We start from the raw sequence: 24,199 nt of genomic DNA, 5'->3' as shown, positions 1-24,199 counted from the left end.
TCAGCGCAGGAAATCGACGAGCGCTGCATGGAAGGCGGGGCTCACCACCGCCATCAGATGATCGCCGGGCACCACGGCGAGCACGCCGTTCGGCAGGGCCGCGGCGAGCCGCTCCGGTTCGGCGGCGAACGGATCGTTGTCGCCCGCCAGCACCAGCGCGGGCACGGTGATGTCCGCCAGGGTCTCGATGGGACGATCGTCGAGGCCGGTGGCCACCGCGTGGATGGCGTCCACGTCGGCGTGCACCGCGTCGGCCAGCACCCGGAACATCTTCGCTGTCGGCGACGCGCCGGCGCCGTCTCCGGTCATCGCGGCCTGCAGATCGGGCAGGTCGATCACGCGGCGGTCGACGCCGCCGCAGTCCAGCACGCCCGAGCCGATGCCACCGACCGCCAGCCGCCGCACACGCTCGTCGGTCGCGGCCACCAGCAGCGAGATCACCCCGCCCATCGAGTACCCGACCTGCACCACTTCCTCGAAGCCCAGTTCGTCGTAGAGCGCGCGCACGTCACGCGCCATGGCCTGCCACGAGTAGCGCGCCGCCTCGTGCGGCTTGTCGGAGCGACCGTGGCCGCGTGCGTCCAGGGAAACCACGGTGTGCCCGGCGGAGTGCAGCGCGGCGACCACACCGGTGCTCATCCAGTTCGCGTTGGTGTCCGCGACCACCCCGTGTTGCAGCACGACCGGGACGCCCCCGCCCTCCCAGACCCGGTAATTGAGTTCCAGGCCGTCCCATGTCTCAAACTTCGCCATGCCGGGATCGTAGTGCACGGTGCGGCCCCGGACAGCCGAAGTGGACGTTCGGTCCGGACGCCGCGCTCAGCCCAGCAGACGGGCCCGCAGGGCGGCGATGTCGCCGTCGGTCAGCCGCAGCCCGTCCCGGACATAGGCGTCGAAACTTCCGTAGGTCTGGTTCGCCTGGTCGAAGGCCGCGTCGAGCCAGGCCGCCTGGACACCGTTGAGCGGGTCGTCCTGGCTCGCGTTGCGGAACCGGTTGGACAGCAGGTAATCCTCGGTGACCGTGGCCCGATCCACCCCGAGCACGGTCAGCAGCACCGCCGCCGCCCAGCCGGTGCGATCCTTGCCCGCGGTGCAGTGGAACAGCACCGCACCGTCCGCGCCGATGACGTCGCGCAGCACCGAAGCGAACGCCTCGTTCGCGCCAGGGGCGGTGATGAACGCGCGGTACAGCCCGTCACCCCCGGTGAGCGTGGTGGCGATGACCTGAGGCGGAGCCTGGCCGATCACGTCGTCCCAGTGCGCCGTCGCACCCGTGGGGATCCGGTCCGGCCCGAGCGCGCGCTCGTAGACCGTGCGCAGGTCGTGGACGGAGCGCACGTGGCGGTCGGTGAGCGCGGCCAAGTCGCCCGGCGTCGCGTTGTTCAGCTGTCCGGTGCGATACACCAGACCGGTGCGCACGATCCGGCCGTCGGTGGTGCGGTAGCCGCCGATGTCGCGGGCGTTCTGCACCGCCTGCAGGTGCAGCGCGGGGTCGGCGGCGACAGCCGCGGGCGGGTCGGCCTGCGCGATGCCTGCTACCGGTCCGAACGCGACCGCCAGACCGGCCGCCATCACGACCGGGGCACGAAATCGAGGGGCCATTCGGCTGCTCCAATCATCGAGTCCGCGGAACTCGCACACGTCGTCCTCGCCGAACCGCCGCGGTCGGATGGCGGCGCTAGGCCGGGACTTCGAACCGCGACAGCGCGAGCAAGCGCGAGATGGCGCGCAGATACTTCTTGCGGTATCCGCCCTCGAGCATCTCGGCGGAGAAGATCTCGTCGAGCTTCGCGCCCGACACCGTCACCGGGACGCTCGCGTCGTAGAGCCGGTCGGCCAGTACCACGATGCGCAGTGCCACGGCCTGATCGGTCACCGGATGCACGCCGGAGACGAACACCGACGACACCCCGGAGATCAGCGCGCCGTACTTCGACGGGTGCAGCGTGCTGAGGTGCTTCAGCAGCGCGTCGAAGTCGTCGAGCGTGGAACCCGGTGTGCTGCCGGCCCGTTCGGACAGCACGTCCGGCGACGTGGGCTCCGGCGCGGGCGGCAGGTCGCGATGGCGGTAGTCCGGCCCGTCCACGCGCACCGCCTCGAAGATGGCGCCCAGCTTCTTGATCTCGCGCAGGAAATCCTGCGCGGCGAAACGTCCTTCGCCGAGCTGGCCCGGCAGGGTGTTCGACGTGGCGGCGATCGAGACACCGGCGGCGGACAGTTCGGTCAGCAATCGCGAGACCAGCATGGTGTCACCCGGATCGTCGAGCTCGAACTCGTCGATGCACAGCACGCTGTTGCCCGACAACCGCTCGAGGGCGTTGGCGAAGCCGAGCGCGCCGACCAGATTGGTCAGCTCGCCGAACGTGCCGAACGACTTGGGCGCGGGCGAGCTGTGGAAGATCGAGGCGAGCAGATGGGTCTTACCGACGCCGAACCCGCCGTCCAGGTACAAACCGGCACCGCTGACCTGCTTCTTCTTGCCGAAGAAGCTCTTCTTGTGCGCGGCCTTGCTGATCTTGGCGACCTGGCCGGCGAACTCTTCGGCCTTGCGGACCGCCGCCGCCTGGCTCGGTTCCTTCGGATCCGGGATGTAGGAGGCGAAACTCACCTCGTCGAACATGGGCGGAGGCACCATCTGGGCGACGAGCTGATCGGCCGGGACCTCCGGGTGACGATCGACGAGGCGTTCTTGCATGGACGAAGCCTAAAGACGTGGTGTGATCTGGTCTCATGCAGCGTAGCCAGAATGCGATCCAGCTCACAGAGCTCAGCCCCGACGACCTCGCGCAGTTGTACGCCTTCCCCGCCGCACTCGACGCGCCTTTGGTCCGCGCCAATTTCGTCTCCAGCATCGATGGCGCGGCCACCAGCGGGAACCTGACCGAAGGGCTGGGCACGCCGGCCGACCGGACGGTGTTCATGCTGCTGCGCGAACTGGCGGAGGTGATCGTGGTCGGCGCGGGCACGGCGCGCGCGGAGAACTACGGCGGGGCACGCACCGACCCGGGGCGCCGCCGCGCGTTCCACGAGCGCGGCATCGGCGGGCATCCCGACGGCGCGCCGCCGCCGATCGCGGTGGTCACGGCCAGCGCGGCGATCGACCCCGACGCACGCCTGCTGACCGACACCCAGGTGCCACCGCTGATCATCACGACGGCCACCGCTCCCGCCGACCGCAAACAGCGTCTGGCGGACGCGGGCGCCGAGGTGATCGAAGCCGGTGACATCGCGGTGACGCCGACCGGCCTGCTGCGCGTGCTCGGCGAGCGCGGCCTGCTGCGCGTGCTCACCGAGGGCGGCCCGCACCTGTTCGGTGAACTGCTGGAGGCCGACGTGGTCGATGAGCTCTGCCTGACCACCGCGCCGCTGCTGGTGGGCGGCGCGGCGCGGCGAATCTCGCTGTCCGGGCACGAGTTCCGCGTCCGGATGACGCGCGCGCACGTCCTGCTGGACGACGACGGCACGGTGCTCACCCGGTGGGCCCGTCGATGAAAGAACCGCCCGAACCTGGCAGGCTGTAGCAATGCGCTGGACTCGGGCTGCCGTGCTTGCCGCCACCCTTTCGATCGTGACCGCCGGTTGCGGCGCGGGACCGTCGGATCGTCCCGGTGTCGCGGTGCAGCGCCCGCCGGTCGCGGGCGCCGCGACGACCTCCGCCGCGCCCGCTCCGCCGCCGAGCGCCGAGGTGCCCAAAACCGATCTCAGCTGGCGGGAGTGCACCCAGCCGACCTTGGATCAGCTCGGCCTCGGGCCCGCGCCCGCGGGGCTGGTATTGGACTGCGCCGAGTACTCCACCCCGATCGATTCGACAGGCGCGGTGCTCGGCAATTTCCGGGCCGGCGCGCTGCGGGCCAGGCTGGCGCAGACCCCGGCCGACGCGCCGCCCCTGGTGCTCACCTCGGGTTCGGATCGCTCATCCTCCGCCACCCTGGCCGGATTGGCCGCGGGCCCGGCCTCGGCGCTGCTGGCCGCCCGCCCGATCGTCGCGGTGGACCGGCGCGGCATCGGCACCTCGCAGCCGATCGACTGCCTGCCGCTGGAGGTCCGCCGCGGCCTGGCCGACAACGCCCAGTCCGACCCGGGCGACCCGGTCGCGCGGATGACGAAGCTGAGCCAGGACGGCACCATCGCCTGCCGCGATTTCCTGCAGCCCTACGAGGGCACCTTCGACGCGCCGCACGCCGCCGACGACATCGAGCAACTGCGCAGGCAGTGGCAGGTGGAGCACATCGCGGTGCTGGGCACCGGCAACGGCGCGAAGGTCGCGCTGAGCTACGCCCGCAAGTACGGAGACCACCTCGCCCGGCTGGTGCTCGACTCCCCCGAGCCGGTCGGCACCGATGCGGTGACCCGCGCGGAGCAGGCCGTGCAAGGCGCTGAGGCGGCGCTGACGGCGTTCGCGCAGCGCTGCGTCGGCGTGGGCTGCTCGCTCGGTGCCGACCCGCGCGCCGCGGTCACCGAACTGGTGAACCGGGCCGCGACCGGCGGGCTCGGCGACATCTCGGCGAACGCGGTGCTGACCGCGGTGTCGGGCTTCCTCGGCAGCCCGCGGGCCGACCAGGCCACGCGGGTCACGGAGCTGTCCGACGCGCTCGCCGCAGCGGGTCGCGGCGACCAGGGACCGTTGAGCAACCTCATCAGCCGCGAGACCGCGGCCACGGCGAACGACGGGCAGTTCGTCAACCGGTGCACCGACACGCAGCTGCCGCCGACGCCGGACAAGGCCACCGAGCTGGCAGGCACCTGGGCGGGTAAGTACCCCGTCTTCGGCAGAGCGGCGGCCATCGGCCTGATGGAGTGCGCGGCCTGGCCGGTGTCTACCGCGCCTCCGCTGCCCGAGAAGTTGGGCATCCCGGTGCTCGTGCTCGGCGGTGTCGCCGATCCGGTGGTCGGCAACGGCGGCCAGTCGTCGGTGACCGGGGCACTCGGTTCGGCGGGCGCCCGGCACGCGGCGCTGTCCTGGCAGGGCTTCGGGCATCCGGTGGCCACGCATTCCGGCTGCGCGCAGCGAGCGGTGCTCGACTATCTGAAGGACGGCAAACTTCCCGCTGACGGCACCGCCTGCCCGGCCTGACCGGAGGCGTCGAGGAGCCGCTCGGGCCGCGAGTCGGGCAGGTCCGGCCAACCACCGGTAACCGATCCGGTGTACCGTGCCCCAGTGTTCCTTCGACAGCTCGAGCCCAGGACCGCTCGCACCACCGCCGAGGTGATCAAGTTCGCACTCTGGCCCCTGGCGGTCATGACCGTGCTGAACCGGGTTTTCATCAAGGCTGTCAACGGCTTCATCACCGACGACTACCGGCCGGTCTACCAGGCATCTCTCGACTTCCTGAACGGACGGCCGGTCTACACCGCGAACTTCGACTCGGTGGACCCGCACTACCTCTACCCGCCCAGCGGAACCCTGCTGATCGCGCCGATCGCGGTCATCGACTACGAGAAATCACGCTGGCTGTTCATCGCCCTGAACGCGATCGCGATCCTCGTCGCCTGGTACCTGCTGCTGCGGCTGTTCCGGTACACGCTGAACTCGGTCGCCGCTCCCGCGCTGCTGCTGGCGATGTTCACGTCCGAGACCGTGATCAACACGCTGGTGTTCACCAACGTCAACGGCTGTGTGCTGCTGGCGGAGCTGATCTTCATCCACCTGCTGCTGAAACGGCGAGATCTGTGGGCCGGCGCCGCGCTCGGCCTGAGTATCGCGGTCAAGCCGACGCTCGCTCCCCTGCTGTTGATCGCGCTGGTCCGCGGACAATGGAAGGTATTCGTGACCGCGCTCGGCGTACCGCTGGCGCTGACCGCGATCGCCTGGCCGCTGTCGAAGGACCCGGAGAAGTTCCTCACGCGCACCGCGCCCTACCTCTTCGAATCCCGCGACTACTTCAACAGCGCGATCGTCGGCAACGGCGAGTACTACGGGCTGCCCGCGTGGCTGACCTGGGGCATGCGCGCGGTGCTCGGCGTGCTGGTGCTGATCTCGCTGTGGCTGCTGTACCGCTACTACCGCGAGGACGAGCTGTTCTTCGTCTGCACCTCCTCCGGCGTGCTGCTCACCGCCTCGTTCCTGCTCAGCTCGCTCGGGCAGATGTACTACTCGATGATGCTGTTCCCGTTCCTGATGACGGTGGTGCTGCGCAATTCGGTGCTGCGCAACTGGCCGGCCTGGCTGGCGATCTTCGGGTTCATGAGCTACGACAAGTGGCTGTCGGACCGCTGGCAGCACATCGGCCGCAATCTGGAGTACCTGCGCATCACCTTCGGTTGGGGCCTGCTGCTCATCGTCGTATTCTGCGTGCTCGGCGACCGCTACCTGGCCGCACGGCGGGAAGGACGGCTGCCGTTCGGCATCGATCCCGCGTGGATGAAGTCCGCACCGGACTCGCGCGGCGCGGCGCCGCAGCGGCCCGCGTCCACGGCCGATACCGCACTCCCGGCGGAAAGCCCCAGGCCACACAACGGTTCGGCGCCGGTGGAGGAGAATCGTATTAGCGTGGAGCCATGAGCTCCGAAGCCGACACGTCCCTGCCCGCGCCGCGGATCCAGCTCACGCCGCAGGAATGGCGGTTGAAGCTGGACCCCGAGGAATACGCGGTGCTGCGCGAGGCCGCCACCGAGCGGCCGTTCACCGGCGAGTACACCGAAACCAAGACCGAAGGCGTCTACGTGTGCCGGGCCTGCGGCGCCGAACTGTTCCGCAGCACCGAGAAGTTCGACTCGCATTGCGGCTGGCCGTCGTTCTTCGATCCGGCGGCGTCCGACGCGGTGATTCTCCGGTCGGACGACTCGCTCGGCATGCACCGGGTCGAAGTGCTGTGCGCGAACTGCCACAGCCACCTCGGCCACGTGTTCGAGGGCGAGGGGTACAACACGCCCACCGACAAGCGCTACTGCATCAACTCCATCGCTCTGCGACTGCACCCCTCGGACAGCGCAGCGGAGTAACGGCCCGACGCTCACCGGCAGCGTACGGAGTCGGCACCGCTCGTCGCATGCCCCGAAAACTCTGGGCAAGTCCGGTGGACGTCAGGGCAGGGCGGCGATCAGCTGCTCGATCTCCACGCGGGGACCGGTGAAGAACGGAATCTCCTCGCGCACGTGCCGCCGGGCGTCGGTGGCGCGCAGGTCGCGCATCAGATCGACGATGCGATGCAGTTCGGGCGCTTCGAAGGCCAGGATCCACTCGTAGTCGCCGAGCGCGAACGAGCTGACGGTGTTGGCCCGCACGTCCGGATAGCCACGCGCGGCCTTGCCGTGCTCGGCCAGCATCCGGCGGCGTTCCTCGTCGGGCAGCAGGTACCACTCATAGGACCGGACGAACGGGTACACGCAGATGTAGGCGCCCGGCTCCTCACCGGCCAGGAACGCCGGGATATGGCTCTTGTTGAACTCCGCGGGACGGTGCAGCGCCGCGTTGCTCCACACCGGCGCGCTGGCCCGTCCCAGCTCGGTGGTGCGGCGGAAGTCGGCGTAGGCGGCCTGCAGGTCCTCGACGCGCTCGGCGTGCGTCCAGATCATGAAATCGGCGTCGGCGCGCATCCCCGCCACGTCGTAGATGCCACGCACCACCACGTCGCGGTCGGCGAGACCGTCGAAGAACGCCTTCGCCTCCTTGGTCGCGGCGTCCCGGTCCTCGCCCAGCACTCCGGGCTGCACCTGGAAGACCGAGAACATCAGGTAGCGGATGGTGGAGTTGAGAGCTTGATAGTCGAGTCGCGCCATAGCACTATCGTGCCACTCGCCCGGGAGCGCCCGCGTCGCCGGGCGTGAACTGTTCGACCTGCACGCGGGCGGCCGGGATGCCGAGGGCGCACAGCTGGCCCTGGATGTCGCGCAGGAATCCGGGGGACCAGACATATCCGTCGGCGTCCTCGGGCAGTTCGAGTGCGGAGAGATCGGCCCGGCCGTGCGCCCGGGTCCCACCGAAGCGGCGCGCCCGGCCGCGATGATGAACAATCCGCCGGATCGTCCGCGGTGCGCCTGCACCAGACCCAGCTCGACCAACCGGGAAACCGGCTTGGCCACATGCTTTTCCGACGCGCCCACCTGTCGTGCGATAAGTTTGGTGGTCACCCGGGAACTGTTCTCGTCCTCCGCCGCGAGCCGCACGATGGTGCGCAAGACCGATATGGGTGGAGTGCGAGAGCTGCATGATGCTCACGCTATCGGCGAATCCCACTGATTCCGCATGTCGGCGAAGTGTTCTCAATTGCCGATTCCTGGGCATTTTCAGCGCCGATTATCGAGCAGCCCGAGAAAAGCGGACATCCAACAGCAGCGGTACCGTGTCGGCTCTCGTTGCCGCGGCGGGCCGGACTGGGACGGCCCCGCCTGCGATCAGCGTGCGCTGCCCGCGCTGACCGTCTCCGCGATCCGCTGCGCGGCGGCCGCGCCGGAGGCGACGCACGCGGGCACGCCGACGCCGTGCAGGTACGCGCCCGCCACCGCCAGCCCGTCGAGCGCGGCGACCTCGGCTTCGACGGCCGCGACGCGCGCCGGATGGCCGGGCGCGTACTGGGCGAGGCCGCCCGGCCAGCGCTGCACCACGGCCTCGATCGGCTCCACGGCCACTCCGGTGACGGTAGCCAAGTCCTCGGTGGCGGCGGCCACCAGTTGCGCATCGGGCCACGACAGCGGGGAGTCGTCCCCGAATTTCCCGAACGAGACACGAACGAGAGCGGTTTCGCGTTGCGCGAGATGCGTCCATTTGCGGCTGGACAGGGTGAACGCCTTCGCGCGCAGCGGCTCCCCGGTCGCCACCAGGATGCCGGAGTTCTGCGGCAACGCGGTCTCGCGGTGCAGCGCCAGCGCGACCACCGCCGACGAGGAGAGTTCGACGCCCGCCAGCTCCGCCGCGGCGGCGGGGGCGACGGTCCGCAGCAGTCGCGCGGTCACCGGCGCCGGGGTGGCGAGCACCACGGCGTCGACGGCGCCGATCGGGTCCACCACCCAGCCACGCAGTCCCCTGGCCAGACGCGTGCCCGGGGTCGCGGTGACGAAACCGGCCCCGGAGCGTTCGGCGAGCGCTTCGAGCAGCACCCGGTAGCCGTCGCGGATTCCCCCGAAGACCGGCGCGTTCGAGGGCGGCGGCAGCGCGGCTCCGACGGCGGCGGTGAGGCTGGGCGCGCCGTCGTCCAGGGCGGCGGCGAGGGTGGGCAGCGCGGCGCGGACACCGATCGAGCGGGAACTGCCCGCGTACACCCCACCGAGCAGCGGATCCACGCTGCGCTCGGCCACTTGCGGGCCGAAGCGGTCGGCGACCAGGTGGTAGACGTCGACATCGGAGCCGGGGGCCCAGGTCAGCGGTCGATCGGGTTCGGCGGCGATCCGTGCCAGCGTCTCGGCGTCGACCAGACCGCGCATCGACTCGGCGTTCGCCGGGACACCCATCAACGTGCCCTCCGGAAGTGGGTGCGCCGCTCCGGAGGACCACACCAGCGGCCGCAGACCGGCAGGCGTCACCAACTGCGACTCGAGCCCGAGTTCCCGCAGTAGCGCGGGCACCTCCGGCCGACGGCCGACGAACGCTTCCGCACCGAGATCCAATGGCTCCCCGGCCAGTTCACCGGTGTAGAGGATGCCGCCGACCCGTTCGGCGCGATCGAGCACCAGCACGTCGGCATCCGGCCCGAGCAATGTCCGCAACCGATACGCGGCCACCAGTCCGCTGATCCCACCGCCGACCACCGCGATACGCATGCCTCGACCGTAGCGTGTGCCGCGACCTCGGCCGTCGAACGGTCGGCCCACGATGACCCGGGGCACACTGCCCGCGACTGCGGCCAGTGCCGCCTCCGGCTACCAGCACCGCCCGAACCGAGCGTTGAGCATCGCAAACCCTCGATCGAACGTGATCTCGGGGCAGGTGGACGCACCTCGAGATCATTTCCGCAGTCGCCCGAGACTCCGTCGGCGTGACTGTGCGAGCCGTGCGGCGCGCCCGGAGCGGGCCCATCCCTGGAGCCCATCGTCCAGCCGGGCGTCCGAACATGTCACCGTTGCCCGCATCGATGGTGCGCCCAAGCGCTGGACGACTTCCGTCCGCACGCCTGCTTCGTGCCCGGCTGTGGGCGGTCTTCTCCGCCCGGCCTACAGCTCGTGAACGAGTTCCACCAAGGCGGTCAGCACGCCCGGATCGGTCTCCGGGAGCACCCCGTGGCCCAGGTTGAAGATGTGCCCGGTGGCGCCGAGGGTGATCGCCTCGTCCGCTTCCCGCACGATCCGCCGGGCCTGCGCCTCGACCGCCGCGGGCCCGGCGAACAGCACAGCCGGATCGAGATTGCCCTGCAACGCTTTTCCCGGCCCCACGCGGCGAACGGCCTCGGTCAGCGGCACCCGCCAATCGACGCCGACCACGTCGGCGCCCGCCTCGCCCATGGCGCCGAGCAGCTCGCCGGTTCCCACCCCGAAGTGGATGCGCGGCACTCCCGCGTCGGCGATCTCGGCGAACACACGTTCCGAATGCGGAAGCACGAAGCTGCGGTAGTCGGCCAGCGAGAGCGCCCCGGCCCAGGAGTCGAACAGCTGCACCGCGTCGACGCCCGCCGCGAGCTGCGCCTGCAGGAACGCGATGGTGATGTCGGTGAGCACGCCGAGCAGCGCGTGCCAGGTCTGCGGGTCGGCGTACATCATCGCCTTGGTGCGCTCGTGGTTCTTGCTGGGACCGCCCTCGACCAGGTAGGAGGCGAGGGTGAACGGCGCGCCCGCGAACCCGATCAGCGGCGTCTCCCCCAGCGCGTCGAGCAGCAGACGCACGCCGTCGGTGACCGCCCCGACCTCCTCGGGACGCAACCGGGGCAGCGCGCGCACGTCGTCGACCGTCCGCACGGGCGCGGCGACCACCGGGCCAACGCCGGGCACGATGTCCAGATCGATCCCCGCCGCTTTGAGCGGAACGACGATGTCGGAGAACAGGATCGCCGCGTCGACCCGGTGCCTGCGGATCGGCTGCAGGGTGATCTCGCATACCAGTTCCGGGTCGAAGCAGGACTCGAGCATCCCGACGCCCGCGCGCACCTCGCGGTATTCGGGCAGCGAGCGTCCGGCCTGGCGCATGAACCACACCGGACGCCTGCTGGGCGTCGCGCCGGTAGCGGCGGACAGGAACGGGGCATCGGTCAACCGGCGGCGGGTATGAGTGCTCATCACGGCTATCGTATGCGGGTCGTGCGGGAGGGCGGACGCGGAGGCGGCAGCGATGCTCGCACGGACGTCGCACGGCCCGTAGCGGCGCGCCTCCGACTGCACCGGGTGCACAAGGTCTACCGTCAGCTTCCGTGACACCGCTCGACTTCCGCGACGGCGCCGCACCGACCGAAGGACCACAGGGCGAGCCAGCTCAGTTTCGCGCCGCGGTCGAGGCGATGCGCACCGCAACCGTGCACCCTCGGATCGAGCTCGCGCCCATCCGGCCGCCGCAACGCCTGGCACCGTACTCCTACGCCATCGGCGCGGAGGTCACCCATCCGGAAACCCCTGTCGTACCGGTCGATTCCGAAGGCGACGCGTTCGGCCGGTTGATCCTCTTGCACGATCCGGACGGCGACGACACCTGGCACGGCACCTTACGTCTGGTCGCCTACATCCAGGCCGACATCGACGCCGCGCTCGCCACCGACCCCCTGCTACCCGAGGTGGCCTGGAGCTGGCTGGTGGACGCGCTGGAGTCGCGGACCGAGCCGTTCACCGCGCTCGGCGGCACGGTGACCTCGACCAGCTCGGTGCGCTACGGGGACATCGCCGGTCCGCCACGCGCCCATCAGCTGGAACTTCGGGCCTCGTGGACGCCCGTCACCACCGACATGCGCCCGCACCTGGAGGCGTTCTGCGAGGTGCTGGCCTACGCGGCGGGACTGCCGCCGGCCGGGGTGACCCAGCTGCAGGTGCCGCCCGCCCTGTCCCGCGATCACCCCTGATCACGCCCGCAGACACGGTGTGACCTGCGCAGGAACCGCCGTCGTCCGGTACACCGGGCCCATCGCGCCCGATCCGTCGACACACTTATGCGCCGATAGGACGGCGGCGTCGTGGCGTCGGCACGTAAAGTTCAACACCATGTCCGTACCAGAAGAATCCGAACCCTCGGCCGCGACGCCGCTGCTCGCGCCGTTGGAGGGCGTGCCACCGGTACTGGACACCGCCGCGGAGATCAGCGCGGCCGCCGCCCGGCTGATCGCGGGCACCGGCCCCCTGGCCGTCGACGCCGAGCGCGCCTCCGGGTTCCGTTACTCGGCGCGGGCGTACCTGATCCAGCTGCGCCGCGCGGGCGCGGGCACGTTCCTCATCGATCCGATCCCGATCACCGACGCCCTCGGCCCGCTCGCCGACGCGATCAACGGGCTGGAGTGGGTTCTGCACTCCGCGGACCAGGACCTTCCGGGGCTGGCCGAACTCGGTTTGCGTCCGGCCCGGCTGTTCGACACCGAATTGGGCGGGCGCCTGGCGGGTTTCGAACGCGTCGGGCTCGCCGCGATGGTGGAGCGGCTGCTGGGCCGCGCGCTACGCAAGGGGCATGGGGCGGCCGACTGGTCCACCCGCCCGCTGCCCGCCGACTGGCTGAATTACGCCGCCCTGGATGTCGAATTGTTGCTGGAACTGCGTGACGCCGTGGCCGCCGCACTCGATGAGCAGGGCAAATCCGACTGGGCGGCACAGGAATTCGAGCACATCCGCACCCTGGACCCGCCCGCGCCGAAGGCCGAGCGCTGGCGGCGCACCTCGGGCATCCACACGCTGCGCCGCACCAGGCAGCTGGCCGTGGTGCGCGAGCTGTGGACCACACGGGACGCGCTGGCCCGCGCCCGGGACGTCGCGCCCGCCCGCATCCTCCCGGATGCCGCGATCATCGCGGCCGCGACGGCCGAACCCCGGTCCATCGCGCAGTTGCGCACGCTGCCGGTGTTCGGCGGTCCGCGGCAGCGCCGCTACTCCCGCGAATGGCTCGCCGCGATCGAGCGCGGCCGCACCTTGCCGGACAGCGAGTTGCCGCCGCTCACCCAGCCGTTCGACGGCCCACCGCCGGTCAACCGCTGGGAACGCCGCGACCCGGCCGCGGCGGCCCGCCTGACCCGGGCACGGGCGGCTATGTCCGAGCTGTCGGCGGAGCACTCGATACCGGTGGAGAACCTGCTCGCTCCCGACCTGGTCCGCCGCCTGTGCTGGGACGGGCTGCCCGACTACGACGCGGTCGACCCCTCCGCTGTCGACGGCTACCTGAAATCCGGCGGCGCCCGTCCGTGGCAGCGGGAATTGGCCGTACCGCGGCTGGCCGCCGCGTTGCCGCCATCGGGCTAGCGGCCGCCCGGGGGTCCGGCCGAAGCCCCGGCCTCAGCGAGCGGCCAGCCATCCGCCGATCCGCCGAGCGATGTCGGGACCGGTGAGACCGAGTTCGGCGTGCACCTCGCCGCGCGAGGCGTGCTCCAGGAACTGTTGCGGCACCCCGAGTTCGCGGGTCGGGATGTCCAGTCCGGAGTTGCGCAGGCGGGCCGATACCGTCGAGCCGATGCCGCCGTGCAGGCCACCGTCCTCGAGCGTGACGACAAGCCGATAGTTCTCCGCGAGTTTCAGCAAGGTGTCGGAGACCGGCAGCACCCAGCGCGGGTCGATGACCGTCACCGAAATCCCTTCGGAATCCAGCAGGTTCGCCGCTTCCAGGGCCACCGCCGCGAACGAGCCCACGGCGACGAGCAGCACGTCACCATGCACCGCCTGCACCGAACCGCCGTCCGGCTGGGCCATCCGCAGCACGTCGATGCCGTCCAGCCGTTCGACCGCGGAGATGTCCTCGGCCACACTGCCTTTCGGGAAGCGCAGCGCGGTCGGACCGTCGTTGACGGCCAGCGCCTCGGCCAGTTCCTCCCGCAGCGTCGCGGCGTCTCGCGGCGCGGCGACCCGGATGCCGGGAACGATGCCGAGAACCGACAGATCCCACATGCCGTTGTGGCTGGCGCCGTCGGAGCCGGTGATGCCCGCGCGGTCCAGCACCACGGTGACCGGCTGCTTCAGCAGCGCCACGTCCATCAGCAGCTGGTCGAAGGCGCGGTTGAGGAACGTCGAGTAGATCGCCACCACCGGATGCATCCCGCCCAGCGCGAGCCCCGCCGCGGACGCCATGGCGTGCTGTTCGGCGATGCCGACGTCGAACATCCGATCGGGGAAACGCTCCCCGAACGCCGCCAGGCCGGTGGGCCCCGGCATCGCCGCGGTGATGGCGACGATGTCGGCGCGGCGCTCCGCCTGCGCGATCAGCTCCTCGGAGAACACCGAGGTCCAGCCGCGCGCCTTCGGACCGCCGACCGGGACGCCGGTGAGCGGATCGATCGGGTCGCAGGCGTGCATCTGGTCGGCGACATGGTTCTCGGCGGGCGCGTAGCCGCGGCCCTTCTGCGTCACCGTGTGCACCACGACGGGGCCGCCGAAGTCCTTGGCCCGGCGCAGCGCGGCCTCCAGCGCGACGACGTCGTGGCCGTCCACCGGACCGACGTACTTCAGGCCGAGGTCGCTGAACAGTTCCTGCGGACTGACCGCGTCCTTGATGCCGGCCTTCACCGCGTGCACCATCGAGTACGCCGATTCGCCCACCCGGGGGATGCTCTTCAAGATGCGCTTGCCGGTGTCCAGCGCGTGCTCGTAGGCCGGCTGGGTGCGCAGCGCGGTCAGCCGCTCGGCCAAGCCGCCGATGGTGGGCGCGTAGGAGCGGCCGTTGTCGTTGACCACCACGACCACCGGGCGGTCCGCGGCGGCGATGTTGTTGAGCGCCTCCCAGCACATGCCGCCGGTGAGCGCGCCGTCGCCGACGATCGCGACCACGTGCCGGTCCTGCCCGCTCAACGCGAACGCCTTGGCCAGACCGTCGGCGTAGGACAGCGCCGCCGAGGCGTGCGAGGACTCCACCCAGTCGTGGGCGCTCTCGGCGCGGCTCGGGTAGCCGGACAGGCCGCCCTGCTTGCGCAGCGAGTCGAACCGATCCTTGCGTCCGGTCAGGATCTTGTGCACGTAGGCCTGATGCCCGGTGTCGAAGATCAACGGGTCGGCCGGCGAGTCGAAGATCCGGTGCAGCGCGATGGTGAGTTCGACCACACCGAGGTTCGGGCCGAGGTGCCCGCCGGTCGCGGCGACTTTGCGCACCAGGAACTCGCGGATCTCCGCCGCCAGCTCGCGCACCTCCGGCACGGTCAGCCGGCGCAGATCATCGGGCGTGTCGACCCGGGAAAGCACTCCCACCTGAACTAGCTCCCTCCGGATAGCGCATCTGATCCGATCAGTCTACGGAGCGGCGGCTGGTGCTCCCGCACGAGAACGATCACACCAACCCACATGGCGTCGAAATGTGAGCCTCGACATACGGTACCCGGCCTAGGGTGGCAGGGTGTCCCAGCCCGAGCAAGGGAGAGTTCCGTGGCCAAGAAGACCGATTCGCGCGCAGGCACCGTCACCACCTACGGCCACGGCACCGCCCGCGCCACCCCGGACTTGATGCGCGTGACGATCTCGGTCGAATCACGGGCGAGCAAGGTCGCGCTCGCCTACAGCCGGGCCGGTGAGCGCGTGGCCGCGGTGGCGCGATCGCTGCGCTCCGACGGCGTGGAGGGTGCGGACATCGCCACCAGCGGGCTGTCGGTGCAGACGGAGACGGTGTGGACCGAGGGACAGGGCAGCCGCATCACCGGATACCTCGCGAGCACGTCGCTGACGGTCGCGTTACGCGACATCGGCGAGGATGCCGATCCCGGCCCAGGCACCGTCATCGCGGACTGCGTCGAGGCGGGCGGTGACGACGTGCGCCTGGGCGGTCTCGTCCTCGCCTTCGCCGACCAGGAGTCCTTGCTCGTGCGCGCCCGCGACGCCGCATGGGAGAACGCCCTCGCCAAGGCCGAGCAGTACGCGCGACGCGCGCAGCGTTCGCTCGGCGAGGTGGTCGAGATCACCGAGAACACCGCCGCCGCGCCTCCGGTCCCGCGCGCGCAGTCGATGTCCGCGCCGCTCGAGGCGTATCGCGCCGCCGCCGTCCCGGTGGAGCTGGGCGAGAGCGAGATCTCCGCGGGGATCCGCGTCACCTGGCAGCTGGACTGACGGCCGGTCGTCCGGATCGCGCCGGCCCGGCGACTTCAGCCCGCCAGGAACTCCACCCGATTGCCCACCGCGTCGTGGGTGTGGAACCGCCGTCGCCCCGGAATCTCCGCCGGATCGGCCCAGACGACCGGATACCCGGCGCTCGCGAGCGCTTCGGCCGTGGCGTCGATGTCGGCGACGAACGCCGGATGGGCCTTGGTGGCCGGGCGGAAGTCGGCTTCCACGCCGATGTGCAGTTCGCCATCCGGGCCGCCCCGGCCGGGTACGCGGAACCAGCAACCGCCGCGGGCGGCCAACAGCGGCGGCTTCGGAAGTTCGGTCCACCCCAGAACTCCGGTGTAGAAGCCGCGCTGCCGGTCTTCCGCGCCTGCGGGACAGCACAATTGGACGTGATGAATCATCGCTCCATCGTGCCGGAAATCCGGCTCACGAACCGTGACCGAGCCCTCGCACCAGCAGGCTGACCGTGTCCGCTCCCGCGTGCCGGTCCTTCGAGATCTCCTGATATTCGGGAGATTCGGCCCAGGCACGGAAGGAGGGCTCGTCAGGGAATGACATCAGGACCACCTTCTCGCGGTCGGTGACACCCTCGATCGTCTGCGGGGACTCGTCGGCGGCCAGCAGCGTGCCGGAGTAGCGGACGAAGACGTCCAGGAAGCGCGCCTGGTAGCGATCGTAGGCGGCGCGGTCGGTGAACTTCAGTTGCGCGATTACGTACACGGTCATGGCCGTGACTCTAATTGCACGGTTGCGCGGACCCGCTCGGGATTCGCGGCGCCGCGCCCGAATTCACCGTTGCGCCGGGTCGGTCGTGCCTATATTGGGGTCGTCACCGATCAGGAGGTCGCATGTCGTTCGTGCTCGTCGACACACCACGGCCGCATATCGCCCTGGTGACGCTCAATCGGCCCGAACGGATGAACGCGATGGCGTTCGACGTGATGATTCCGCTGCGCGAGGCGCTCGAGCAGGTGCGCGCCGACAACGACGTACGGGTGGTCGTGCTCACCGGCGCGGGACACGGCTTCTGCTCGGGAGCCGACCTGACCAGCGCGGGAAAGGTGCCGGACGTCGACGGGCTGACCGTCACCAGTGTCGCGCGGCGGTCGATGGATCTGCTCAACGACGTGCTGATCGCGCTGCGGCGGATGCACCAGCCGGTGATCGCCGCGGTGAACGGCGCGGCCATCGGCGGCGGGCTCTGCCTGGCCGTCGGCACCGACATCCGGATCGCCGCCGAAGACGCGTATTTCCGGGCCGCGGGGATCAACAACGGCCTCACCTCGGCCGAACTGGGCCTCAGCTATCTGCTGCCCCGCGCGGTCGGTGCGTCGAGGGCGTTCGAGATCATGCTGTCCGGCCGCGACGTCGACGCGACCGAAGCCGAACGCATCGGCCTGGTCTCGCGGACGGTGCCAGGGCCGAAACTGCTGGACACCTGCTACGACCTGGCCGAACGCATCATCGGCTTCAGCCGGGTGGGCACCGAGCTCACCAAACGCATGCTGTGGAGCGGCATGGAGGCGGGCGGACTCGAATCGCACATGCAGCACGAGGGCACGGCCCAGCTCTACGTCCGCCTCACCACCGGCAATTTCGACGAGGCGATGCGCGCACGCCGCGACCGCAGGCCGCCGGTCTACGAGGACTGACCGCTCACCGCTCCAGCAGCGCCAGGCATTCCACGTGGTGCGTCGCGGGGAAAGCGTCGAAGGCACGCAGATCGGCGAGGCGGTAGCCCGCGGCCTGATACAGGCCCAGGTCACGGGCGAACGCGGCGGGATCGCAGCCGACGTGGACGATTCGCGCCGCCCCGCCGGCGGCGACGGCGCCGATCACCTCCTTGCCCGCACCGGCGCGCGGTGGGTCGAGCACGACGACATCCGGGGCGGCTCCGCCGACGTGTTCTTGCACCCAGCGTTCCACCCGCTGGGCGCGCAGCTCCACCCAGGGCAGATCGCGCAGCGCGGCGGCGCCGTCGGCCACGGCGGACCGGGCGGACTCCACCGCGAGCACCACACCGGTGCGCCCGGCCTGCTCGGCGAGCCGCGCGGCGAAGACCCCCGCGCCGCTGTAGAGATCCCAGGCCCGCCCGCCGGGCCGCAGGTCCGACCACTCCGCGATCAGATCCGAATACCGTTGCGCCGCACCGCGGTGTGCTTGCCAGAAGCCCGTCGCCGCGACCTCCCAGCGACGGCCCGCCACGTACTCGACCGCCCGCCCGCTGCCCTCGAACACCCACTCGTCGCGCGCCGCGTGCGCCGCCGCACGCCGGGCGGACGCCGCTCGCCGGTCGTCGCGGCGGGCGCCCTCCGCGGCAGTCCATTCGCCGCCGCCGCCACGCCGTCCCCCGCGCCGGTCACGGCCGTGCGGCCGGTCGCGTCGACCGGCTCCCCCGCCACCACGCTTGTCCCGGCCACCTGCCTCCCGGCTGCCGCCCGGGCCGCGCCGCTCCCCGCCGCGACTGCCCGGCTCGGCCTCGGCGGCGGGCGCCAGCTCGACGACATGCCGGATTCCGTCACCGTCCACCGCGATCACCAAGTCTGCGCCGGGCGTCCATTGCCGGTCCGCGATCCCGTCCAGCGCTCCCGCGACCGGTTGCGGACACCGCAGATCCGCGATCACGTCGGTGCTGCGGTAGCGGTGCACGCCCGCGCGACCCTGTGCGTCGACCGCGAGCCGCACACGTGTGCGCCATCCGCCGATCACGTCGCCGGAGCCGATCGGCTCCACCAGCACTTCCCGCTCTATCCCGGCCAACCGCCGCAACTGTTCGACCACCACCGCGGCCTTCAATGCGCGCTGGGCCACCGGTGTGGCGAAGGAGAAATCGCAGCATCCGGCGCCACCGGGACCGGACACCGGGCAAGTGGCCGGTACCCGATCCGGGGACGGCTCGAGCACCTCGACGGCGTCGGCCCGGCAGAACGAGCCGCCGCGATCCTCGGTGACCCGCACCCGCACCAGCTCGCCGGGCAGTCCGTGCCGGACGAACACGACACGTCCCTCGTGCCGTGCGACGCAGAAGCCGCCGTGCCCCGGCGGCCCGAGCCGCACCTCGAACGTGCCGGTCCGCCGCTCGCTCATGCCGAATGCTCCCCGAGCGTCATGTCCGGTCCTCGTAGCCGCGCCGCACCGCGCCCGGCGCGTTCACCACTCCGGGCGTCCTGGCCCGCGCGGAGGAGCTCAGCTGCCACGGCACGCTGGTCACCATCACACCCGGCTCGAACAGCAGCCTGCCCTTCAAGCGCAGCGCGCTCTGGTTGTGCAACACCTGCTCCCACCAATGACCCACCACGTATTCGGGGATGAACACGGTCACCACGTCGCGCGGGGCGTCCTTGCGCACCCGCTTCACATAGTCGAGCACCGGCTTGGTGATCTCGCGATAGGGCGATTCGATCACCTTGAGCGGCACCGTGATGTCGCTGTTCTCCCACTCCCGCACCAGCGCCCTGGTGTCGGCCTCGTCGACGTTCACCGTCACCGCCTCCAGCGTGTCCGGGCGACTGGCGCGTGCGTAGGCGAGGGCGCGGCGGGTGGGCAGATGCAGCCGGGATACCAGCACGATGGAATGCGAACGGCTGGGCAGCACGCCGTCCCACTCGTGCTCGTCCAATTCCCGCGAGACCGAATCGTAATGCCTGCGAATCATTTTCATCACGACGAAGATCGCGACCATGGTGAAGATGGCGATGTAGGCGCCCGCGAAGAACTTGGTGATCAGCACGATCACCAGCACCGCTCCGGTCGCGCTGAGCCCGACCGCGTTGATCACCCGCGAGCGCTTCATCCGCGCGCGCTGCGCCGGGTCGGTCTCGGTGCGCAACAGGCGGGTCCAGTGCCGCAGCATGCCGGTCTGGCTGAGCACGAACGACACGAACACGCCCACGATGTACAGCTGGATCAGCTTGGTCACTTCGGCGCCGAACAGCACCACGAACGCGATGGCCGCGCCGGACAGGAACAGGATGCCGTTGCTGAACGCCAGCCGATCGCCTCTGGTGTGCAGCTGGCGCGGCAGGTAACGGTCCTGGGCCAGGATCGAGCCGAGCACCGGGAACCCGTTGAACGCCGTGTTCGCGGCGAGCACGAGGATCAGCGCGGTCACCGTCGTGATGAAGAAGAACCCGAGCGGGAACCCCTCGAACACGGTCTCGGCGAGCTGGGCGATCAGCGTCTTCTGGTGATAGTCCGACGGTGCGCCGGTCAGGTCCTCGACGTTGTGCGCGTACACCACCCCGATCTTCTGGGCGAGGATGATGATGCCCATCAGCAAGACGATCGCGATCGTGCCCAGCATCAGCAATGTGGTGGCGGCATTGCGCGACTTGGGTTTGCGGAACGCGGGCACACCATTGCTGATCGCCTCCACACCGGTCAGCGCGGCACAGCCGGAGGAGAACGAGCGCGCGATGAGGAAGGCGAAGGCCAGCCCGTAGAGGTGCTCGTGTTCGGCGATCAAGCCGAAGCCCGCCGATTCGGCCCGCAACTCCTCCCCGAGCACGAAGATCCGGAACAGGCCCCAGCCGAGCATGACGAACATGCCGACGATGAACGCGTAGGTCGGAATGGCGAACGCGGTGCCCGATTCCCGCACGCCGCGCAGGTTTATCGCGGTGAGCAGGGCGATGGCCACGACGGCGAACAGCACCTTGTGCGTGGCGACGAACGGAATGGCGGAACCGATGTTGGACGCGGCCGAGGAGATCGATACCGCGACGGTGAGCACATAGTCGACCAGCAGCGCGCTGCCGACCGTCAAGCCCGCGTTGGGTCCCAGGTTCGTCGTGGCCACTTCGTAGTCGCCGCCGCCGGAGGGGTAGGCGTGCACGTTCTGCCGGTAGCTGGCCACGACCACCGCCATGACGAAGGCGACCGCCAATCCGACCCACGGGGCGTACAGGTACGCCGCCACCCCGGCGGCCGACAGCACGAGGAAGATCTCTTCGGGGGCGTAGGCCACCGATGACATGGCATCGGAGGCGAACACGGGGAGCGCGATTCGCTTCGGCAGCAGCGTGTGACCCAGCGAGTCGCTACGGAAAGGCCTGCCCAGCAGCACTCGCTTCGCTGCCGTCGTCAACTTGGACACTGGAGCGAGCATAGGCCCCCGCACGGGGGATCGCGCGCGTGGCTCGCAGGTTTGCTCGCCGGCTGGAGGGGGAACGTGGCCGGTGGAATCATTCGACGGGTAGCGTTCGACCGAACAGCAAAGCAGACCGAACACCATGGTTCCAGGAACGAGGTTGCACGGTGTACGTAGTGATCATGGGGTGCGGGCGCGTCGGCTCGTCGCTGGCCCATGCCCTGGTCCGCGTAGGTCACGAAGTCACCGTGATCGACCGGGACTCCAGTTCCTTCCTGCGGCTGGGGTCCGATTTTCCCGGCGAGCGGGTGACGGGGGTCGGATTCGATCGAGATGTGCTGATAAAGGCGGGAATCGAACGGGCCGACGCGTTCGCGGCGGTCTCCTCCGGCGACAACTCGAACATCATCTCCGCCCGGGTCGCCCGGGAGATGTTCGGGGTCGAGCGGGTGGTCGCCCGCATCTACGACGCCAAGCGCGCCGCGGTCTACGAGCGGCTCGGCATCCCGACCATCGCCACGGTCCCGTGGACCACCGACCGCTTCCTGCGCGCGCTCATCGGCGACACCGGCACCACCACCTGGCGTGACCCCACCGGAACGGTTGCCGTGACCCAGCTGACGCTGCACGAGGAGTGGTACGGCCGCACCGTGCGCGACTTGGAGCAGACCATCGCCGCCCGGGTCGCGTTCATCATCCGGTTCGGCCAGGCACTGCTGCCCGACAAGAAGACCATCATCCAGGCCGACGACATCGTCTACGTGGCCGCCGCATCCGGTGCCGTGGGCGAGGCCGTCGCCCTGGCCGCGAAGCCCCCAGCGAGCGAGGACTGAACATGAAAGTGGCCATCGCCGGAGCGGGCGCTGTCGGCCGATCGATCGCCAGGGAACTCCTGCGCGGCGGGCACCGGGTCATGCTCCTGGAGCGTCAGCTCGAACACATCGATGCCGCCGCCATCCCGGACGCGGTCTGGGTGCACGCCGACGCGTGCGAACTGGCCCTGCTGGAGCAGGCGGGGCTGCAGACCTACGAGGTCGTCATCGCGGCCACGGGTGACGACAAGGCGAACCTGGTGCACAGCCTGCTGGCCAAGACCGAGTTCGGGGTGCGCCGGGTGGTGGCTCGGGTGAACGATCCGCGCAACGAATGGCTTTTCGACGGTTCCTGGGGTGTGGACGTCGCGGTGTCCACACCACGGCTGCTCGCCTCCCTGGTCGAGGAAGCGGTGTCCGTCGGTGACCTGGTGCGGCTGATGACGCTGCGCCAGGGCCAGGCGAATCTGGTCGAGATGACGCTGCCCGCGGACACCTCGCTGGCCGGCAAACCGGTGCGCACGCTCACCCTGCCGCGCGACGCCGCCTTGGTGACCATCCTGCGCGGCGGCCGGGTGATCGTGCCGCAGCCCGACGACGCGCTGGAAGGCGACGACGAGCTGCTGTTCGTCACTTCGGTGGAGGCCGAGGAAGACCTCCGGCTGGAACTCGCCAACTACGGCATCAGGCCATAACTCCCCGTATACGGCCGGACGCGGATCGTCGGCGAAGCGCCGCCGGAGCACTAGGCGGCCAGTCGCAGCTCCGCGCGCAGCTTGTTCAGCGCGCGGTGCTGCATCACCCGCACCACGCCCGGGCTGGTGCCGATGGCCTCGGCGGTCTGCGCCGCCGACCAGCCGAGCACGATGCGCATCACCAGCACCTCACGATGCGCGGGGGCCAGCACCTTCATGAGTTCCTTTGTGGCGGCGCGTCGTTCGGAGGCCAGCGCCCACTCTTCCGGTCCGGCGGCGGAGGACGCGTAGTCCGGCACGTCGGCCATCGGGTAGGCGGGGTGCTGCTGTGAGCGGCGGAACGCGTCGGCGACCTTGTTGGCCGCGATGCCGTAGACGAAGGCCAGGAAGGACTTGCCTTGATCGCGGTAGCGCGGAATGGCGTTCACGGTGGCCAGCAGGACTTCCTGCACCACGTCATCGGCGGTGACCTGTAAATGCGCCGTGTTGCCCAGGCGCGCGCCGCAGTAGCGCCGCACCAGCGGGTGCACGATCCGGATGATCTCGGCGACCGCCTGGCGATCGCCCGCGGCCGCCGGGCCGATCAGCTTGTCCAGTTCGGCCGATACCCGCCGGCTCTCCGAGAGAGCGGGGTTGTGGGTCTTGGGCAGCGCCGCGGTGTTGTGCTCGGTAGCCACGTCCGAGTCCTTTCTTGCCGATCAGTGCGTGTTTTCGGTACGCATAGATCGTCTGACGAACTCGGGAGAGCGACCAGCCACCCCAGGGTGGGGAAGCATTCACCTCGGCGGTGGGACTTATCCCACCCCTGTGGTTTTCGCCGGGCGTGAGCGCCGGGTCAACGCTCAGACCGGCCCGGCCGCGGCCACCGACTTGGCGGGCAGGTGGCCCGCCCGCCGCACCGCCCAGATGGTGACGCCCAGCGCCACCGCGGTCAGCGGCCAGCCCATCGCGATGCGAGCGAAGGCCAGCCAGCCGGTGCGGTCGGTGTCGTAGAGCTGCGACTGCACCAGATAGCGCGCCCCGAACACCAGGATCCACGTGGCGGTGGCCAGATCGTAGAGGCGCACCGAGCGCGGATCCGACCGCCAGTCGGACCCATGACCGTTCAGCACACCCCAGATGACGCCGACCAGCGGTCTGCGGACCAGGATGGACGCGAGGAACACCCCCGCGTACACAAGGCTGGTGTAGATGCCGAAGAGGAAGAACCCCTTGGCCTCGCCCATCCGGTAGGCGATGAAAGCGCAGATGCCGACGCCGAAGAATCCTGAGATGGCGGGCTGTACGGGATCGCGACGCACCAGACGCCACAGGAGTATGGCGGCGGCCACTCCGAGGGCCGACCAGATCGCGGCGGCCAGCCCGGCGAAGCTGTTCACGGGAACGAACACGACGACGGGGAGCGTCGAGTAGATCAGGCCGCTGAAACCGCCGAGTTGTTCGAGGAGGGTCTGCTCGGCACGTTCCTCGTCACGGTCGGGCACGTCGAGCCCGGTGCGGTCGTCCGATCCTGCGTTGTCGTCGCTCCAAGGCAT

General features: G+C 70.2%; 23 protein-coding genes and 1 pseudogene. 10 read left to right on the top strand and 14 right to left on the bottom strand.

All coding sequences use genetic code 11. From position 1 onward, the window contains the following. From ABZ552_RS06445 to zapE, 3 genes are all read right to left on the bottom strand, one after another. Complete coding sequence (locus ABZ552_RS06445; protein WP_281878866.1) at positions 1 to 753, bottom strand: alpha/beta hydrolase; 753 nt, start codon at positions 751 to 753, stop codon at positions 1 to 3. Positions 754 to 819: 66 nt separating this feature from the next. Continuing rightward, entirely contained in the window at positions 820 to 1,602 is a 783-nt protein-coding gene (locus ABZ552_RS06440) for a tyrosine-protein phosphatase (protein ID WP_281878865.1), read from the bottom strand. 76 nt (positions 1,603 to 1,678) lie between these two features. Then, positions 1,679 to 2,695: a cell division protein ZapE gene (zapE, locus tag ABZ552_RS06435; protein ID WP_281878864.1), complete on the bottom strand. Its 1,017-nt coding sequence runs from the start codon at positions 2,693 to 2,695 to the stop codon at positions 1,679 to 1,681. Between the two features lie 35 nt (positions 2,696 to 2,730). Here zapE and ABZ552_RS06430 point away from each other — a divergent pair, with 35 nt between their 5' ends. From ABZ552_RS06430 to msrB, 4 genes are all read left to right on the top strand, one after another. Further along, a complete protein-coding gene (locus ABZ552_RS06430) occupies positions 2,731 to 3,492 on the top strand; it encodes a pyrimidine reductase family protein (RefSeq protein ID WP_281878863.1) in 762 nt (253 codons plus the stop codon). Between the two features lie 31 nt (positions 3,493 to 3,523). Further along, positions 3,524 to 5,074 carry an alpha/beta hydrolase gene (locus tag ABZ552_RS06425; protein ID WP_281878862.1) on the top strand — a complete coding sequence of 517 codons (1,551 nt, stop codon included), beginning with the start codon at positions 3,524 to 3,526 and terminating at the stop codon, positions 5,072 to 5,074. 84 nt (positions 5,075 to 5,158) lie between these two features. After that, positions 5,159 to 6,502 carry a glycosyltransferase family 87 protein gene (locus ABZ552_RS06420; RefSeq protein ID WP_281878861.1) on the top strand — a complete coding sequence of 448 codons (1,344 nt, stop codon included), beginning with the start codon at positions 5,159 to 5,161 and terminating at the stop codon, positions 6,500 to 6,502. Next, a complete protein-coding gene (msrB, locus tag ABZ552_RS06415; RefSeq protein WP_281878859.1) occupies positions 6,499 to 6,942 on the top strand; it encodes a peptide-methionine (R)-S-oxide reductase MsrB in 444 nt (147 codons plus the stop codon). Before ABZ552_RS06420 ends, msrB begins: the two co-directional genes overlap by 4 nt. Positions 6,943 to 7,023: 81 nt before the next feature. On the opposite strand, the gene hemQ is transcribed toward msrB, so the two are convergent. The 4 genes and pseudogenes from hemQ to hemE form a co-directional block, all read right to left on the bottom strand. Beyond that, positions 7,024 to 7,719 (bottom strand): hydrogen peroxide-dependent heme synthase, encoded by a 696-nt coding sequence (gene hemQ, locus ABZ552_RS06410; RefSeq protein WP_063021020.1) that lies wholly within the window; start codon positions 7,717 to 7,719, stop codon positions 7,024 to 7,026. A gap of 237 nt (positions 7,720 to 7,956) precedes the next feature. After that, a pseudogene (locus tag ABZ552_RS06405) lies at positions 7,957 to 8,106 on the bottom strand (Rrf2 family transcriptional regulator); the annotation flags it as partial. A 228-nt stretch (positions 8,107 to 8,334) separates the two neighbouring features. Continuing rightward, complete coding sequence (locus ABZ552_RS06400) at positions 8,335 to 9,696, bottom strand: protoporphyrinogen oxidase (protein WP_281878858.1); 1,362 nt, start codon at positions 9,694 to 9,696, stop codon at positions 8,335 to 8,337. 390 nt (positions 9,697 to 10,086) lie between these two features. Then, positions 10,087 to 11,151: a uroporphyrinogen decarboxylase gene (gene hemE / locus ABZ552_RS06395; RefSeq protein WP_281880865.1), complete on the bottom strand. Its 1,065-nt coding sequence runs from the start codon at positions 11,149 to 11,151 to the stop codon at positions 10,087 to 10,089. 122 nt (positions 11,152 to 11,273) lie between these two features. On the opposite strand from hemE, the gene ABZ552_RS06390 reads away from it, so the two are divergent. Then, a complete protein-coding gene (locus ABZ552_RS06390; RefSeq protein ID WP_357435863.1) occupies positions 11,274 to 11,912 on the top strand; it encodes a DUF3000 domain-containing protein in 639 nt (212 codons plus the stop codon). 139 nt (positions 11,913 to 12,051) lie between these two features. Further along, positions 12,052 to 13,290: an HRDC domain-containing protein gene (locus tag ABZ552_RS06385; RefSeq protein WP_281878856.1), complete on the top strand. Its 1,239-nt coding sequence runs from the start codon at positions 12,052 to 12,054 to the stop codon at positions 13,288 to 13,290. Between the two features lie 33 nt (positions 13,291 to 13,323). On the opposite strand, the gene dxs is transcribed toward ABZ552_RS06385, so the two are convergent. Continuing rightward, a complete protein-coding gene (dxs, locus tag ABZ552_RS06380; protein ID WP_357435861.1) occupies positions 13,324 to 15,219 on the bottom strand; it encodes a 1-deoxy-D-xylulose-5-phosphate synthase in 1,896 nt (631 codons plus the stop codon). A gap of 174 nt (positions 15,220 to 15,393) precedes the next feature. Between dxs and ABZ552_RS06375 the strand changes: the two genes are divergently transcribed. Next, entirely contained in the window at positions 15,394 to 16,068 is a 675-nt protein-coding gene (locus ABZ552_RS06375; RefSeq protein ID WP_281878853.1) for an SIMPL domain-containing protein, read from the top strand. A 35-nt stretch (positions 16,069 to 16,103) separates the two neighbouring features. On the opposite strand, the gene ABZ552_RS06370 is transcribed toward ABZ552_RS06375, so the two are convergent. Together ABZ552_RS06370 and ABZ552_RS06365 are read right to left on the bottom strand one after the other, a co-directional pair. Then, a complete protein-coding gene (locus ABZ552_RS06370; protein WP_281878852.1) occupies positions 16,104 to 16,469 on the bottom strand; it encodes a VOC family protein in 366 nt (121 codons plus the stop codon). 25 nt (positions 16,470 to 16,494) lie between these two features. Beyond that, positions 16,495 to 16,794, bottom strand: coding sequence for a DUF1330 domain-containing protein (locus ABZ552_RS06365; protein ID WP_281878851.1), 300 nt, complete (start codon positions 16,792 to 16,794; stop codon positions 16,495 to 16,497). Between the two features lie 122 nt (positions 16,795 to 16,916). Here ABZ552_RS06365 and ABZ552_RS06360 point away from each other — a divergent pair, with 122 nt between their 5' ends. Next, the gene (locus tag ABZ552_RS06360; protein WP_281878850.1) at positions 16,917 to 17,720 is read left to right on the top strand and encodes an enoyl-CoA hydratase; all 804 of its coding nucleotides are present in this window, start codon (positions 16,917 to 16,919) and stop codon (positions 17,718 to 17,720) included. Between the two features lie 4 nt (positions 17,721 to 17,724). Here the strand turns inward: ABZ552_RS06360 and ABZ552_RS06355 are convergent, their stop codons facing one another. Together ABZ552_RS06355 and ABZ552_RS06350 are read right to left on the bottom strand one after the other, a co-directional pair. Continuing rightward, positions 17,725 to 19,155 (bottom strand): TRAM domain-containing protein, encoded by a 1,431-nt coding sequence (locus ABZ552_RS06355; protein ID WP_281917823.1) that lies wholly within the window; start codon positions 19,153 to 19,155, stop codon positions 17,725 to 17,727. A gap of 19 nt (positions 19,156 to 19,174) precedes the next feature. After that, positions 19,175 to 21,163, bottom strand: a complete 1,989-nt coding sequence (locus tag ABZ552_RS06350) for an APC family permease (protein ID WP_281878848.1) — start codon at positions 21,161 to 21,163, stop codon at positions 19,175 to 19,177. 161 nt (positions 21,164 to 21,324) lie between these two features. On the opposite strand from ABZ552_RS06350, the gene ABZ552_RS06345 reads away from it, so the two are divergent. Next, positions 21,325 to 21,990, top strand: a complete 666-nt coding sequence (locus ABZ552_RS06345) for a TrkA family potassium uptake protein (protein WP_159838024.1) — start codon at positions 21,325 to 21,327, stop codon at positions 21,988 to 21,990. A 2-nt stretch (positions 21,991 to 21,992) separates the two neighbouring features. After that, positions 21,993 to 22,664: a TrkA family potassium uptake protein gene (locus tag ABZ552_RS06340; protein WP_281878847.1), complete on the top strand. Its 672-nt coding sequence runs from the start codon at positions 21,993 to 21,995 to the stop codon at positions 22,662 to 22,664. Between the two features lie 50 nt (positions 22,665 to 22,714). Here the strand turns inward: ABZ552_RS06340 and ABZ552_RS06335 are convergent, their stop codons facing one another. Further along, positions 22,715 to 23,341, bottom strand: a complete 627-nt coding sequence (locus ABZ552_RS06335; RefSeq protein WP_159838028.1) for a sigma-70 family RNA polymerase sigma factor — start codon at positions 23,339 to 23,341, stop codon at positions 22,715 to 22,717. A 165-nt stretch (positions 23,342 to 23,506) separates the two neighbouring features. Then, positions 23,507 to 24,199, bottom strand: a complete 693-nt coding sequence (locus tag ABZ552_RS06330) for a DUF3159 domain-containing protein (protein ID WP_281878846.1) — start codon at positions 24,197 to 24,199, stop codon at positions 23,507 to 23,509.

Source organism: Nocardia sp. NPDC019219 (assembly GCF_040632645.1).
Taxonomy (GTDB): Bacteria; Actinomycetota; Actinomycetes; order Mycobacteriales; family Mycobacteriaceae; genus Nocardia; species Nocardia sputorum.
This window is presented reverse-complemented; position numbering and strand designations above follow the sequence as displayed.

Excerpts from the sequence above, each read along its gene's own strand:
- ABZ552_RS06445 (WP_281878866.1), bottom strand. The coding sequence starts at position 753 with ATGGCGAAGTTTGAGACATGGGACGGCCTGGAACTCAATTACCGGGTC.
- ABZ552_RS06440 (WP_281878865.1), bottom strand. The coding sequence starts at position 1,602 with ATGGCCCCTCGATTTCGTGCCCCGGTCGTGATGGCGGCCGGTCTGGCG.
- zapE (WP_281878864.1), bottom strand. The coding sequence starts at position 2,695 with ATGCAAGAACGCCTCGTCGATCGTCACCCGGAGGTCCCGGCCGATCAG.
- ABZ552_RS06430 (WP_281878863.1), top strand. The coding sequence starts at position 2,731 with ATGCAGCGTAGCCAGAATGCGATCCAGCTCACAGAGCTCAGCCCCGAC.
- ABZ552_RS06425 (WP_281878862.1), top strand. The coding sequence starts at position 3,524 with ATGCGCTGGACTCGGGCTGCCGTGCTTGCCGCCACCCTTTCGATCGTG.
- msrB (WP_281878859.1), top strand. The coding sequence starts at position 6,499 with ATGAGCTCCGAAGCCGACACGTCCCTGCCCGCGCCGCGGATCCAGCTC.
- hemQ (WP_063021020.1), bottom strand. The coding sequence starts at position 7,719 with ATGGCGCGACTCGACTATCAAGCTCTCAACTCCACCATCCGCTACCTG.
- ABZ552_RS06400 (WP_281878858.1), bottom strand. The coding sequence starts at position 9,696 with ATGCGTATCGCGGTGGTCGGCGGTGGGATCAGCGGACTGGTGGCCGCG.
- ABZ552_RS06385 (WP_281878856.1), top strand. The coding sequence starts at position 12,052 with ATGTCCGTACCAGAAGAATCCGAACCCTCGGCCGCGACGCCGCTGCTC.
- ABZ552_RS06370 (WP_281878852.1), bottom strand. The coding sequence starts at position 16,469 with ATGATTCATCACGTCCAATTGTGCTGTCCCGCAGGCGCGGAAGACCGG.
- ABZ552_RS06365 (WP_281878851.1), bottom strand. The coding sequence starts at position 16,794 with ATGACCGTGTACGTAATCGCGCAACTGAAGTTCACCGACCGCGCCGCC.
- ABZ552_RS06360 (WP_281878850.1), top strand. The coding sequence starts at position 16,917 with ATGTCGTTCGTGCTCGTCGACACACCACGGCCGCATATCGCCCTGGTG.
- ABZ552_RS06355 (WP_281917823.1), bottom strand. The coding sequence starts at position 19,155 with ATGAGCGAGCGGCGGACCGGCACGTTCGAGGTGCGGCTCGGGCCGCCG.
- ABZ552_RS06340 (WP_281878847.1), top strand. The coding sequence starts at position 21,993 with ATGAAAGTGGCCATCGCCGGAGCGGGCGCTGTCGGCCGATCGATCGCC.
- ABZ552_RS06330 (WP_281878846.1), bottom strand. The coding sequence starts at position 24,199 with ATGCCTTGGAGCGACGACAACGCAGGATCGGACGACCGCACCGGGCTC.